The organism is Arsenophonus endosymbiont of Bemisia tabaci Q2, assembly GCF_902713415.1.
GTDB lineage: Bacteria > Pseudomonadota > Gammaproteobacteria > Enterobacterales > Enterobacteriaceae > Arsenophonus.
This window is the reverse complement of record NZ_CACTIE010000153.1, coordinates 1-1,061: the sequence shown is the minus strand read 5'-3', so window position 1 is coordinate 1,061 and position 1,061 is coordinate 1. Positions and strand designations below refer to the sequence as shown.

Genomic DNA, 1,061 nt, shown 5'->3' with positions numbered 1-1,061 from the left:
CAATCCGAAATTGCTTCCCTGTTTCTCGGATACTCAACCCTTCTTCTTCCATCGTAAATATCACTTTACTTTTAAAATCAATTGAATAGCTCATATAAATAATGTCATCAAAATTAAGTCGCTTAGCTATATATTCCAACGTTATCATTTGTTACCTTATTTGACTGCCGAACAGAATGTTGAAATTCCGGCTATTTATGCCGATACATGCCAGCAAGAGCGCCGTAAACAAGCAATTGGGTTATTAGCGCGCCTTGGTTTGAGTGACCGAATTAAATATTATTCGACGCAATTATTTGGCGGCCAACAGCACAGGGTCAGCATTGCTCGGGCATTGATCAATGGTGGGCAAATTATTTTAGCTGATGAGCAAACGGGGGTATTGGATAGCCATTCTGGTGATGAAGTTATTGCTATTCTTAAACAGCTATGCCAACAGGGATATACTGTTATTCTGGTTACCCATAATATGCAGATCGCAGCGGAGGCAGAGCGGATAATTGAAATTAAAAATGGCGAAATTATCCATCATTCCGTGCAACGCGAGCCAACAAAAATATTACCGCCGATTTTCTGTGCTAAAAAGCAGCAAATTTCAATAACGCAACGACTTAATCAGTTTAGAGAAGCGTTACTAATGGCATGGAGAGCAATATTAATTAACAAAATGCGCACATTACTCACTATGCTTGGCATCATTATTGGTATTGCCTCGCTGGTTAGTATTCTTGTTATTGGTAATGCGGCCAAAAGGTCGGTATTAGGCGATATTCAGTCAATTGCGACAAATACTATCATAGTCTTTTCTGGTAAAGGATTTAGCGACGTCAGCCCAGAAGATAGACGGGCGCTGACCGTAAGCGATGTGGATGCGCTACAAAAGCAGCCATATGTTTTTGCTATAGCTAAGCGACTTAATTTTGATGATATTATTTATATGAGCAATTCAATTGATTTTAGAAGTAAAGTGATATTTACGATGGAAGAAGAAGGGTTGAGTATCCGAGAAAAAGGGAAGCAATTTCGGATTGGCTCTGCATCTGTATCGCGTTGGATTAATC

At 39.5% G+C, this 1,061-nt stretch carries 1 protein-coding gene; it reads left to right on the top strand.

The window, feature by feature from the left end:
- Nucleotides 1-148 precede the first annotated feature (148 nt).
- Nucleotides 149-1,061 (top strand): ABC transporter permease (locus ARSQ2_RS08400; RefSeq protein ID WP_420837761.1); only part of this gene is annotated, 913 nt, incomplete at its 3' end.